Raw genomic sequence first — 12,195 nt, forward strand, 5'->3', positions numbered from 1 at the left:
GGCCTCAGCCTACGGCGCGGCGGCGCAACTCGGGCAAGTGGTGCGGCGCCCGCAAGCGGGCTTCCAGGGTATCGACGAAGGTGCGAGCTTCCCGCTCGCTGCGGAAGCCGACGGCCTGTTGATCCAGGCAGACTTCCCAGGGCTGATTCTTGTTGGTGGCGGACGGGCGAACGAGGATGTGCATGACGGGGGCACCCCTGAACGGTCTCTGAAGGGATTCTCAGTGTAGTCCCGTCACCGAACGGTAAAAGATGCGACGCAATGTCGCCGACGGCCGGCCCGGTCGCCCCCTCATGCACCACCGCGCCCCTGGCTCAGGCGCCTGCGGTAGGCACTGGGCGAAATCCCCATGACCTTGCTGAAAAGTCTTGAAAAGTAATAGCTGTCGTCATAGCCCACGGCCTGGCTGACCTGGGCGACACCGCAGGCGCTGCTGTCCAGCAACTGGCAGGCGTATTCGATTTTCAGGTGCAGGAAGTGCTGGATTGGCGTGCGCCCGGTGAGCGCCCGGTAGCGGCTGACGAAGTGGAACTTGGAGAGGTTGCAGAACGCCGCCAGCTGCGGCAGGTCCAGGCGCTGGTGCAGGTTGTCGCGCATGTAGGCGTGCAGGCCGTCCAGGTCCAGCCCTGCATCGCGCACCGGGCGCAGCAACGGCAACTGGCAGAGCAGGGCGCGCAGGCGGCTGGCGGCGAGCAGGAAGGGCTGGAAGCGATAGCCGCTCAGGCGCGCCTCCAGCAGTTGGGAGAAGCCGCTGACCAGGGCGTGCTGCAGGCCCCAGTGGCGTACTGGCGAGTCCCCGTAGCCGGCGGCCTGGCGCAGCCAGTCGGCGCCATCGCCACGCAGATGTACCCAATGGATTGTCCAGGGATTGGCGGGGGCGGCGTGGTAGGCGTGGGCCACGCCCGGCGGCAGCCAGATCAGGTCGCCGCAGCCGACCGCCTGGGACTGCCCGGGGACGAGGAGTTCACCCTGGCCTTCGCTGCAGTAGATCAGCAGGTGGTCGTCGTGCTGCTCGCGGCTCATCTGATGCTCGCGGGCGCGGCGGTAATGACCCAGGGAACTGGGATAGAGGTCGCGGCTGAGCGGGTGCGTGGCGAGCTTCTGCAGCAGCGTCGGCGGCAGCACCAGGCGCAGGCTGTCGGCGGGAAGGGGCCAGTCCGAGGTTCTCGACATACGGGTATCTCGCTCAGCAATTTAATCCAGCAAGTGCACAATTTAGTCGATCACTGGCGTTGTGTGCCGGTGATAGCTTTGCCCTTGTGTGGAACGTTCTGCTGTCGTTTGCGCAATAAAAGCCGGCTACCGCCTGTGAATGGCCGGCGTACGACCAAAGGTTGATGGTGGGGGAGCGAACCCCGGCCATACTCGTTGTTCGACCTCGATAACAACAAATAAGAGGCTCAGATGATGAACTACCGGCAGTGCTACGACCGCTCCATCGCGGAGCCGTCCGCTTTCTGGGCCGAGCAGGCCCGCCGCGTGGCCTGGTACCGCGCTCCGCAGGACATCCTGCAATCCCTGCCTGATGGCAGCCACCGTTGGTTCGCCGATGGCCGCCTGAACTCCAGCTACCTCGCGCTGGATCGCCAGATCGAGCTCGGCCGCGGCGAGCAGACCGCGCTGATCTACGACTCTCCTGTCACCAATACCCAGCAGCGCTTCAGCTACCTCGAGCTGCGCGACGAAGTCGCGCGCCTGGCCGGCGCCCTGCGCGCGCTGGGCGTGGAGCGGGGTGACGGGGTGATCATCTACATGCCGATGGTGCCGCAGGCGGCGATGGCGATGCTCGCCTGCGCGCGCATCGGCGCCGTGCACTCGGTGGTGTTCGGTGGCTTCGCGCCCTACGAGCTGGCGCTGCGCATCGACGACGCCAAGCCCAAGCTGGTCCTCACCGCGTCCTGCGGGCTGGAGTTCGACCGGGTCATCGAATACAAGCCGCTGGTGGACAAGGCCCTGGAACTGGCGCTGCACCAGCCGGCTCATGTGCTGGTGCTGCAGCGCCCGCAGGCGATGGCCGAGCTGCATGCCGGGCGCGACCTCGACTGGCGCGAGACCCTGGCCCACGCCCAGCCGGCGGACCCGGTGGAGCTGGCCAGCGGCGACCCGCTGTACATCATGTACACCTCCGGCACTACCGGGAAACCCAAGGGCATCGTGCGTGACAACGGTGGCCATGCGGTGGCGCTGCACTATGCACTGCCGACCATCTTCGGTCTGCAGCCGGGCGATATCTGGTGGGGCGTGTCCGATGTCGGCTGGGTGGTCGGCCACTCGCTGATTGTCTACGGCCCGCTGATGAACGGCTGCACCACGGTGTTCTACGAAGGCAAGCCGGTGCGCACCCCGGATGCCGGCAGCTACTGGCGGGTGATCGAGGAGCACAAGGTCAACAGCCTGTTCTGCGCGCCCACGGCGATCCGCGCGATCCGCAAGGAAGACCCCCACGGTGAACTGCTCAAGCATTACGACCTGGGCTCACTGCGCCATCTGTTCCTCGCTGGCGAAAAACTCGACAGCAGCACCCAGCACTGGCTGGAGGAACTCACCGGCAAGCCGGTGCACGACCACTGGTGGCAGACCGAGACCGGCTGGCCGGTGACCGCTCCCTGCACCGGCCTGGACGGTCACGACCTGCGCGCCGGTTCCACCAACCGTGCGGTGCCCGGCTATCACGTGCAGGTGGTGGACGACGAAGGTCAGGTGCTGGGCCCGAACGAGCAGGGCTCCATCGTCATCGCCCTGCCGCTGCCTCCGGGCTGCGCGCAGACCCTGTGGAATGATCATCCGCGTTACCTGCAGGCCTACCTGAAGACCTATCCCGGCTACTACCACACCGGCGACGGCGGCTATGTGGACGAGGAGGGGTTCGTCTACATCATGGGGCGCACCGACGACGTGATTAACGTCTCCGGCCACCGGCTCTCGACTGGTGAGATGGAGGAACTGCTGTCGCTGCATGAGGCCGTGGCCGAGTGCGCGGTGATTGCCGTGGCAGACGAACTCAAGGGGCATGTGCCGCTGGGGCTGGTGGTGCTCAAGGACGACGCGAGGATCGCCGAGGATGCCTTGCAGCGCGAACTGGTGGCGCTGGTGCGCGAGCGCATCGGCGCGCTGGCCTGCTTCCAGCGCGCGGTGGTGGTCAAGCGCCTGCCCAAGACCCGCTCCGGCAAGATCCTTCGCGCCGTGCTGCGCAAGATCGCCGACGGCGAGGAGTACGCGCCACCGTCCACCATCGACGACCCGAGCATCCTTGGCGAGATCGCCGAGCGCCTGGGCAGGGCCGGGCTGGCCAAGGCGAGCTGATTCCCACGTGCCGGTCCTGCCGGCGTCTTCCAGGGCCGCATCCGTGCGGCCTTTTTTATTCGGCGTGGGTAATGGCTAACTGCTTCTATACTCGTGCAGATATGCCTCTGCGGGTGGTATTGCGGCTATGGTCAACCCGGACATTCTCGACGAGGAAGAACTGGCGGCGCTGCGGGAAGTCAACGCGCCGACTCCGCGCAGTTCCGTGGTACTGCTCGTCGATGAAGATCCTGAGGTGTTGGCGGAGTTGCGCGATCTGATCGAGGCTGCCGACATCCATTGCCTCACCGCCCAGAGCGCCGCCGAAGCGCTGCGCCGTATCCGCCGGGACGAGTCGGACATCGACCTGCTGATCACCGACTTGCCGATGGAGCGCAAGGGTTCGGGGCTGGCACTGATCCGCGAACTCAACGCCATCGGCACCTTCCTGCCGATCCTCGTACTCTCCGGGCAGGCCGACACCCTCGACCTGATCGAGGCAATGGGGCTGAACGTAGTGGAGATCATGCTCAAGCCGGTGGAGCCGGAGTACTTCCTGCTCGCGCTGAGTCGTTGTTTGCAGGATCGAGGAGCGTAGGGTGCATAACGTTCGACTTTGTACGCCGTTTGACCTTGCTGTCCGGACGCTCAGAACTCGGCCCTGGAGCCGACCGACGGAATGTGGTGTATCGGCGTACAACCGCGAACGGTTGTACGCCCTACGCGTAATGCGGTGTTAGAGCGTCTGCGCCTTGAACGTATCGCACTTGCCCGGTGAGCCACTCTCGAAGCCGAGCTTGAACCAGCGCACGCGCTGCGCCGAGGTGCCGTGGGTGAAGGAGTCGGGCATCACGGTGCCGCGCGCCTGGCGCTGCAGGCGGTCGTCGCCGATGGCGTTGGCGGCATTCAGCGCTTCTTCCACGTCGCCCGGCTCCAGCCAGTTCAGGCGCTGCTGGGCGTGGTTGGCCCAGACGCCGGCGAAGCAGTCGGCCTGCAGTTCCTGGCGAACCGACAGGCCGTCGGCGCCTTCCATGCGTGCGCCGCGCTGGCGGGCGGCCTGGATCTTGGCGGAGATGCCCAGCAGGTTCTGCACATGGTGGCCGACTTCGTGGGCGATCACGTACGCCTGGGCGAAGTCGCCGGCGGCGGAGAATTTCTGCTCCATCTCGCGGAAGAAGCCGAGGTCCAGGTAGACCCTGTGGTCGCCCGGGCAATAGAAGGGGCCGACCGCCGAGGAGGCGAAGCCGCAGGCCGAGTTCACCCCGCCGTTGAACAGGATCAGCTTGGGTTGCTCGTAGCGGGCGTTGCTGCGGGCGAAGATCTCGCCCCAGGTGTCCTCGGTGTCGCCGAGGATGGCGCGGACGAACTCCACCTGCGGATCATTGGGGTTGGCCGGCTTGCCCTGTACCGGGCGGCTCGGTGCCTGCTGCGAGACATCCATCTGGCCCAGCAGCGAGCCGAGGATCTGCATCGGGTCCTGGCCCATCAGCAGGCCGACTACAACGACAATGGCCACACCGCCCAGGCTCAGGCCGCGTCCGCCGATGCGCATGCCGCCACCACCGCCCGTGTCACTGCCTGCTCCATCATCAGAGCCATCCCGTTCGTCCACTACGTTGTCGCTGCGTCGTCCTTTGCGCCAGAGCATGGCGGCTTCTCCATGGTGCAAGTGGGTTCAGTGTTGTATCGCGCGGCGTTGGCCGCCAGCCCGGTCGTCAGGCGAAGCGGTGCAGCAGCTCGGCGCGGGCGAGCAGCTGGACGTCGCCGCCGACGCGGACGTCATCGTCCTGGCCGACCTGCACGTCGAGCCGGCTCGGACGGCCGACGAAGCGACCCTGGGACAGTTGGAACAGCTCGCCGCGTCGCGCCTTGCCCAGCTCCACCAGGTAGGCCGCGACAGGGCCGGCGGCGCTGCCGGTGGCGACGTCCTCGATGATCCCGGCGCCGTCCCAGGTACGGCCTTCGCGATTATCCACATCCAGCACGAAAACGAAGGCGGCGTGGAGCTTTGCCAGCTCCGCCGTCAGATCCGTGCGCTGGCGCACGCGGCCCAAGGCATCGCTGCGCACTGGCAGCAGCAGATAGGGCAGGCCGGTGCTGACCACGGCGGCGGGGTAGTCGGCGAGGTCGGCGGCAGTCAGCGAGAATGCCTCGGCGAACCAGCGGCGCGCGTCGTCATCCAGCACGCTGCCGAAGTCGGCGGCGCCCTGGTTCATCTCGGCGTGGAAGCCCGCACCGCGACGGCGGGTGAAAACCTTCACTTCCTTGGCCGGCAGCTCCAGCCTCCAGTGTTCCTCTTCGCCGCGTTGGTGCAGGTGGTGCAGCAGCGCGGCGGCGCCCAGCACCGGATGGCCGGCGAAGGGCAGCTCCTCGTCGACGGTGAAGATGCGCGCCGAGTAGGTGTCCAGCGAGGCGGACGGGAACAGGAAGATCGACTCGAACTGGCGCAGCTCCTGGGTCAACGCCAGCAGGGTCTGTTCAGGGATGCCGCGGGCATCGGGGAACACCGCCAGGCCGTTGCCGGTGAGCGGTTGGTCGGCGAAGACGTCGAGCTGCCAGTAGTATTGCGCGGACATGGGCCTCCAGATGCCGCCCTTGAGCGGCGCAAAGAAAAACTCGACAGCCAGCCTAGCGAGCTATATGTTCGCCGACAAGAAAGCGCAGGTCACAGCGCCGCGCTTTCCAGGCCACCGCAGTGGCCGGCGTCGCTCGGACGGTTCCGGGCGCCTACGTTAATCAGAGGACACCATGACTGAACCCCGTTCAGCTCGTCGCTTTGCGCGCATCGATCGCCTGCCCCCCTACGTCTTCAACATCACCGCCGAGCTGAAGATGGCCGCCCGCCGCCGTGGCGAGGACATCATCGACCTGTCCATGGGCAACCCGGACGGGGCCACGCCGCCGCACATCGTCGAGAAACTCTGCCAGGTCGCCCAGCGCGAAGACACCCACGGCTACTCCACTTCCCGTGGCATTCCGCGTCTGCGCCGCGCCATCTCGCACTGGTACCGCGATCGCTACGAGGTTGAGATCGACCCGGAGTCCGAGGCCATCGTCACCATCGGCTCCAAGGAAGGCCTGGCGCACCTGATGCTCGCCACCCTGGACCACGGCGACACCATCCTGGTGCCCAACCCCAGCTACCCGATCCACATCTACGGCGCGGTGATCGCCGGCGCCCAGGTGCGCTCGGTGCCGCTGGTGCCGGGGATCGACTTCTTCAACGAGCTGGAGCGGGCGATCCGCGAATCGATTCCGAAGCCGAAGATGATGATCCTCGGCTTCCCCTCCAACCCCACTGCGCAGTGCGTGGAGCTGGACTTCTTCGAGCGCGTGGTCGATCTGGCCAAGCGCTACGACGTGCTGGTGGTGCACGACCTGGCCTACGCGGACATCACCTTCGACGGCTGGAAGGCCCCGTCGATCATGCAGGTGCCCGGCGCCAAGGACATCGCGGTGGAGTTCTTCACCCTGTCCAAGAGCTACAACATGGCCGGCTGGCGTATCGGCTTCATGGTTGGCAACCCGGAGCTGGTCTCGGCCCTGGCGCGGATCAAGAGCTACCACGACTACGGCACCTTCACTCCGCTGCAGGTGGCGGCCATCGCCGCACTGGAAGGCGACCAGCAGTGCGTGCGCGACATCGCCGAGCAGTACCAGAAGCGCCGCGACGTGCTGGTGAAAGGCCTGCACGAAGCAGGCTGGATGGTGGAGAACCCCAAGGCCTCCATGTACATCTGGGCGAAGATTCCCGAGCCCTATGCACACATGGGTTCCCTGGAGTTCGCCAAGAAGCTGCTCAAGGACGCCAAGGTCTCGGTGTCGCCGGGCATCGGCTTCGGCGACTACGGTGACGACCACGTGCGCTTCGCCCTGATCGAGAACCGCGATCGCCTGCGCCAGGCCGTGCGCGGGATCAAGGCGATGTTCCGCGCCGACGGGCTGTTGCCGGCCAAGGCGGAGTAACGCCATTACGCGAAAAGGGCGGCCCATCGGCCGCCCTTTTCGTTTTGCAGTCCCTCACCCCATCGCGCTCGCGGAGCATTGTCACGCGGAAACCCGGAGATAGCCCCGCGCGCCGGCGAACCCGCACTCAGGGGTGAGGGAAAGCCTTGGCCGTGGTGTCAGTGCGCGGGGTAGTCCGCCAGCACTTCACGCTGCCCGGTCCTGGTCAGGCCCACCACCTGGTAGGCGTCATGCCGATCACCCATTTCCATGCCGGGCGAGCCCACCGGCATGCCGGGGACGGCGGCACCGGCCAGATCGGCGCGTTCGCGCAGCTTCAGGACATCGGCGGCCGGCACATGGCCTTCGACGAACTTGCCGTCGATCACACCCGTGTGACATGAGCCCATGCTGTAAGGCACGCCAAGTTTGGTCTTCACTGCACTCATGTCCGCTTCGACGTGGTCGTTGACGGTGAAGCCGTTGCTTTCCAGGTGCTTGATCCAGTCCTTGCAGCAACTGCAGTTGGCATCGCGGTGAACGTCGATGGTCAGCGGTTCAGCGGCCTGGGCGGCGCCGGCGACAAGGGCGGTGAGCAGTAGCAGGGTACGCATGGTGGAAACCTCGAAGACCAGAAGCGCCCGAGAATACTCCCGGCGGCTGGGCCACCCCATCGGCCAGCTGTATCCATATATGACGAAAGGCGCGAACTTGCCGCGTCTTCCGGGGTCTCTAGCTGATCGGTGATGCGTCCGCGGCACTGGGTCGCAGCGGTGGGCGCGTTGGAAATGGCTACTCGGCCAAGGAGAAAGAGCATGCTCTTCGCCCGTCTCGTCCTGCTGGTCCAGGCTTTGGTGTGGGGTGGCCTGGGGCTGCTCTACTGGATTCGTCCCTACGAAATGGCCAACCTCAGCGGCATGCTGCTGATGGAGCCGTCCTCGGTGAGCGATGCCCGGGTGTTCTACGGCGGCCACCAGTTCGCCCTCGCCCTGTTCCTGGTGTTCGCCCTGCGCCGCCGCCTGCTGGTGCGGCCGGCACTGATCCTGGTAATCCTGGTGCAGCTGACCCTGACCCTGTCGCGCCTGCTGATCGCCTGGACCGAAGGCGGCATGGAGATGGACGCGCAGCTCGCTGGAGTGGTCTATCGCGGGGTGATCTCGGCGCTGGCGATCTTCGCGCTCTATTGGCTGGAGCGGCAATCGCGCAACCGGCCTGCCGCCACTCCTGGTGCCCCGACCAAGGAACCTGACGAGCCCGAGGAGCATCGGGCGGATTTCGAGGGGCTCTGAACAGCGCAAAAGCCCCGGTCGAACGTCAGCGGCCGGATGAGCGGGGCGGCGCAACGCACCCGGAATGCCGGGTTACCGCGCGTGTCGTGCTATCGTATTGATTTTGCGGTAGAAGCAGGGCGGGACCAGCATGAAGTTCGTACATCAACGTGAACACCTGAACGAAGGCGATCTGGTGGTCATCGAGTGCTCCATGACCTGCAACATCCGCCTGATGACTGACGCCAACTTCCGCAGCTTCAAGAACGGTGGCCGTCACGCCTACCACGGCGGCGCCTTCGACCGCTTCCCGGCGAAGATCAAGGTGCCCAGCACCGGCTACTGGAACGTCACCATCGACACCGTGACCCGCCGCGCCATCAGCGTCACGCGCAAGGCCGACTTCAAGTACAGCATCAAGTTCGTCCGCAAGTCGCCGTCCAACTACAGCTGATACTCAGCGTCCGGCGTGCGCGGGGAAGTCCTTCAGCAGCCGGGCGATGCCAGTGTCGAACGCCTGCTGGGTCAGGGACGGATCGTGCAGCTGGCGGGCCCCCTGGACCTGCAACAGCACCTCGCCTGAGGCTTCGTCGAGAATCCGCAGGGCCAGTCGGGCCTCTGCGGAGTCGGTGATCTGTGTCTGCGTGATCACGCCTGCGGAAGTTGCCACCGGCCGCTGGACAATCCCTGCCTGGTTGTCCAGCCCGAACAGGTAGATCACCCGCATGTCCCCCGAGCTTTCCTGGTAGCGATAACCCTTGGCCTCCAGCGCCCGGCGTACGCCGAGGTCGAAGCGGTCTTCGAGGTCTTCGCGTTGCCCCGGCGCGCGCGCGGCCTGGATGAAGAAGGTGCTCTGGTGGCCATCGGCGTTCGGCGAGACGCTGACGGTGGCGGGGTCGCTGGCGCAGCCGGCCAGCAGGAGAAGCAGCAGGGGCAGGATCAGGCGGGGCATGGGCGGTACTCTGGTTATTGTGCCCCTAGCCTAGCCCTTTGAGCGCAAGACGCCGCCCAACTCTTGGTTGGGCGTTGCCTGTTCAGCGGCGGGTCAACAGCACACCGGCTTCCATGTGGTGGGTGTAGGGGAACTGGTCGAACAGAGCGCAGCGGCTGACCTGGTGGGTGTCGTGCAGCTGGGCGATGTTCTGCGCCAGGGTCTCCGGGTTGCAGGAGATGTACAGGATGCTGTCGAAGCGGCGGGTCAGTTCGCAGGTTTCCGGGTCCATGCCGGCGCGTGGCGGGTCGACGAACACGCTGCCGAATTCGTAGGACTTCAGGTCCACGTCGGTCAGGCGGCGGAACGGGCGCACGTCGTTGAGGGCCTGGGTCAGCTCCTCGGCGGACAGGCGTACCAGAGTCACATTGTCCACGGCGTTGTCGGCCAGATTCGCCAGGGCGGCGTTCACCGAAGTCTTGCTGATCTCGGTGGCCAGCACCTTGCGCACGCGGGTGGCCAGCGGCAGGGTGAAATTGCCGTTGCCGCAGTACAGCTCCAGCAGGTCGTCGTCGCGCTGGCCGAGGGCGTCGAACGCCCAGTTGAGCATCTTCTGGCAGACCTCGCCGTTGGGCTGGGTGAAGGCGCCCTCCGGCTGGCGGTAGCGGAAGGTGCGGCCGGCGACGGTCAGCTCTTCGTTCACATAGTCACGTCCCACCACCAGACGCTTGCCACGGGAGCGGCCGACGATGCTCACGCCCAGTTCGGCGGCCAGCTTCTCAGCGGCGGCTTGCCAGGCGGCGTCCACCGGGCGGTGGTAGCAGAGGGTGATCAGCGCGTCGCCCGCCAGGGTGGTGAGGAACTCCACCTGGAACAGCTTGTGGCCCAGGGTCGGCTCGGCCCAGGCGGCCTTCAGGCGCGGCATCAGCTCGTTGATGCGCTTGCTGGCGATGGGGAACTCTTCGATCAGGATCGGCGTGTGCTTGTCGCCCTGCTCGAACATCGCGTAGTGGCGTGCCTCGCCCTCGCGCCACAGGCGGAACTCGGCGCGCAGGCGGTAATGCTCACGAGGCGAGTCGAACACCTCCGGCTCCGGCGCGGCGAAGGGCGCCAGCAGCTCGCGCAGGCGGGCGGCCTTGTCGGCCAGTTGGCTGTCGTATTGGGAGGGATCGAAACGCGGACTGCTCATGGGGCGGGTAACTCGTATGTATCGGCGGCGGGCGATGGGATCGGGCCCATGCTACAGGATTGTCGCTGGACTCCCGCATTCGCGGGAGAGACGGTAGGGCCCGATGCTCGGGCCCAGCGCCACCGCTGCGAATGCGGTTTCTGCGTCATCCCCGCGAGCGCGGGACGCGGCTCCATCGCGAACAGCGCTTGCGCTGGCCCGAAGGGGGATCACCCAGAAACAGCTATCAGGCGTTGTACCAGCCCAGCTTGATGACAAACAGCACGGACAGGATCACCAGCGCCGGGTTCAGCTCGCGGAAGCGGCCGGACAGCAGCTTGCAGGCGGTCCAGGTGATGAATCCGAAGGCGATGCCGTTGGCGATGGAGAAGGTCAGCGGCATGGCCAGCGCGGTGACCACGACCGGGGCGGAAACGGTCAGGTCGTCCCAGTCGATTTCGGCCAGGCCCGAGGCCATCAGCACGGCGACGAAGAACAGCGCCGGCGCGGTGGCGAATGCCGGGACGTTGCCCGCCAGCGGGGCGAAGAACAGCGCCAGCAGGAACAGGATGGCGACCACGATGGCGGTCAGGCCGGTACGGCCGCCGGCGGAAACGCCCGCGGCGGACTCGATGTAGCTGGTGGTGGTGGAGGTGCCCAGCAGCGAGCCGAACATGGCGGCGGTGCTGTCGGCGATCAGGGCGCGGCCCATCTTCGGCATGTGCCCGTCCTTGCCCATCAGGCCGGCGCGCTTGGCCACGCCGATCAGGGTGCCGGAGTTGTCGAACAGGTCGACGAAGAGGAAGGCGAAGATCACGCTGGTCAGGCCGATATCCAGGGCGCCCTTGATGTCCAGCTGCAGGAAGGTCGGCGCCAGCGACGGCGGCATCGACACCACGCCGCCGAACTGGGTGACGCCCAGGGCGATGGCGATGAAGGTCACCACCAGGATGCCGATCATCACTGCGCCGGTCACGCGGCGGGCTTCCAGGGCGACGATCAGGATGAAGCCGAGGATCGCTAGCAGCGGCTCGGGCTTGGCCAGGTCACCCATGCCCACCAGGGTGGCGGCGTTGGCGACGACGATGCCCGATTCCTTCAGCGCGATCAGTGCGAGGAACAGGCCGATGCCCGCGGCAATCGCCGAGCGCAGTGCCAGTGGGATGCTGTTGATGATCCACTCGCGGATGCGGAAGATCGAAATGATGAAGAACATGCACGCGGAGAGGAACACCGCACCGAGCGCCACCTGCCAGGTGTGGCCCATGTGCAGGACCACGGTGTAGGTGAAGAAGGCGTTCAGGCCCATGCCGGGCGCCAGGGCGATCGGGTAGTTGGCGATCAGGCCCATGATGGCCGAGCCGATGGCTGCGGCCAGGCAGGTGGCGACGAACACCGCGCCCTTGTCCATGCCCGTCTCGCCGAGGATGCTCGGGTTGACGAAGAGGATGTAGGCCATGGTCAGGAAGGTGGTGATACCCGCCAGGATCTCGGTGCGCACATTGGTGTTGTGCGCGTTGAGTTGGAACAGCTTTTCCAGCATGTTTGGCTCCCCGTGACGCTGTCCGCGTCGTTGTCGTTCTGGCCGGGAAAAGCAAAGC

The 12,195-nt window shown here is 66.2% G+C and carries 13 protein-coding genes; 5 read left to right on the forward strand and 8 right to left on the reverse strand.

Annotated features, from left to right (window positions below):
* Window positions 1-4 precede the first annotated feature (4 nt).
* Together GA645_RS04550 and GA645_RS04555 are read right to left on the reverse strand one after the other, a co-directional pair.
* Window positions 5-184, reverse strand: coding sequence for a hypothetical protein (locus GA645_RS04550; RefSeq protein WP_152220363.1), 180 nt, complete (start codon window positions 182-184; stop codon window positions 5-7).
* Between the two features lie 107 nt (window positions 185-291).
* Window positions 292-1,173 (reverse strand): AraC family transcriptional regulator, encoded by an 882-nt coding sequence (locus GA645_RS04555; protein WP_152220365.1) that lies wholly within the window; start codon window positions 1,171-1,173, stop codon window positions 292-294.
* Between the two features lie 234 nt (window positions 1,174-1,407).
* Here GA645_RS04555 and GA645_RS04560 point away from each other — a divergent pair, with 234 nt between their 5' ends.
* Together GA645_RS04560 and GA645_RS04565 are read left to right on the forward strand one after the other, a co-directional pair.
* Window positions 1,408-3,303, forward strand: coding sequence for a propionyl-CoA synthetase (locus tag GA645_RS04560; protein WP_152227904.1), 1,896 nt, complete (start codon window positions 1,408-1,410; stop codon window positions 3,301-3,303).
* Between the two features lie 127 nt (window positions 3,304-3,430).
* Window positions 3,431-3,880: a response regulator gene (locus tag GA645_RS04565; RefSeq protein WP_152220367.1), complete on the forward strand. Its 450-nt coding sequence runs from the start codon at window positions 3,431-3,433 to the stop codon at window positions 3,878-3,880.
* A 138-nt stretch (window positions 3,881-4,018) separates the two neighbouring features.
* On the opposite strand, the gene GA645_RS04570 is transcribed toward GA645_RS04565, so the two are convergent.
* On the reverse strand, window positions 4,019-4,930 hold the full coding sequence (locus GA645_RS04570) for a neutral zinc metallopeptidase (protein WP_152220369.1): 912 nt from the start codon (window positions 4,928-4,930) through the stop codon (window positions 4,019-4,021).
* A 67-nt stretch (window positions 4,931-4,997) separates the two neighbouring features.
* Window positions 4,998-5,858, reverse strand: a complete 861-nt coding sequence (locus GA645_RS04575) for a PhzF family phenazine biosynthesis protein (protein ID WP_152220371.1) — start codon at window positions 5,856-5,858, stop codon at window positions 4,998-5,000.
* A 172-nt stretch (window positions 5,859-6,030) separates the two neighbouring features.
* Between GA645_RS04575 and alaC the strand changes: the two genes are divergently transcribed.
* A complete protein-coding gene (gene alaC / locus GA645_RS04580) occupies window positions 6,031-7,248 on the forward strand; it encodes an alanine transaminase (protein ID WP_026079334.1) in 1,218 nt (405 codons plus the stop codon).
* Between the two features lie 158 nt (window positions 7,249-7,406).
* Here the strand turns inward: alaC and GA645_RS04585 are convergent, their stop codons facing one another.
* Window positions 7,407-7,841 (reverse strand): DUF411 domain-containing protein, encoded by a 435-nt coding sequence (locus GA645_RS04585; RefSeq protein ID WP_152220373.1) that lies wholly within the window; start codon window positions 7,839-7,841, stop codon window positions 7,407-7,409.
* A 201-nt stretch (window positions 7,842-8,042) separates the two neighbouring features.
* On the opposite strand from GA645_RS04585, the gene GA645_RS04590 reads away from it, so the two are divergent.
* Window positions 8,043-8,516 (forward strand): DUF4345 family protein, encoded by a 474-nt coding sequence (locus GA645_RS04590; RefSeq protein ID WP_152220375.1) that lies wholly within the window; start codon window positions 8,043-8,045, stop codon window positions 8,514-8,516.
* A gap of 130 nt (window positions 8,517-8,646) precedes the next feature.
* Window positions 8,647-8,949, forward strand: coding sequence for a DUF1883 domain-containing protein (locus GA645_RS04595; protein WP_152220377.1), 303 nt, complete (start codon window positions 8,647-8,649; stop codon window positions 8,947-8,949).
* A 3-nt stretch (window positions 8,950-8,952) separates the two neighbouring features.
* Here the strand turns inward: GA645_RS04595 and GA645_RS04600 are convergent, their stop codons facing one another.
* From GA645_RS04600 to GA645_RS04610, 3 genes are all read right to left on the reverse strand, one after another.
* Window positions 8,953-9,447: a DUF4136 domain-containing protein gene (locus tag GA645_RS04600; RefSeq protein WP_152220379.1), complete on the reverse strand. Its 495-nt coding sequence runs from the start codon at window positions 9,445-9,447 to the stop codon at window positions 8,953-8,955.
* Between the two features lie 82 nt (window positions 9,448-9,529).
* Window positions 9,530-10,615, reverse strand: coding sequence for a tRNA (uridine(54)-C5)-methyltransferase TrmA (gene trmA, locus GA645_RS04605; protein WP_152220381.1), 1,086 nt, complete (start codon window positions 10,613-10,615; stop codon window positions 9,530-9,532).
* A gap of 226 nt (window positions 10,616-10,841) precedes the next feature.
* Window positions 10,842-12,137, reverse strand: a complete 1,296-nt coding sequence (locus GA645_RS04610) for an NCS2 family permease (protein ID WP_152220383.1) — start codon at window positions 12,135-12,137, stop codon at window positions 10,842-10,844.
* Window positions 12,138-12,195: the final 58 nt, after the last annotated feature.

Source organism: Pseudomonas sp. SCB32 (genome assembly GCF_009189165.1).
Taxonomy (GTDB): Bacteria; Pseudomonadota; Gammaproteobacteria; order Pseudomonadales; family Pseudomonadaceae; genus Pseudomonas.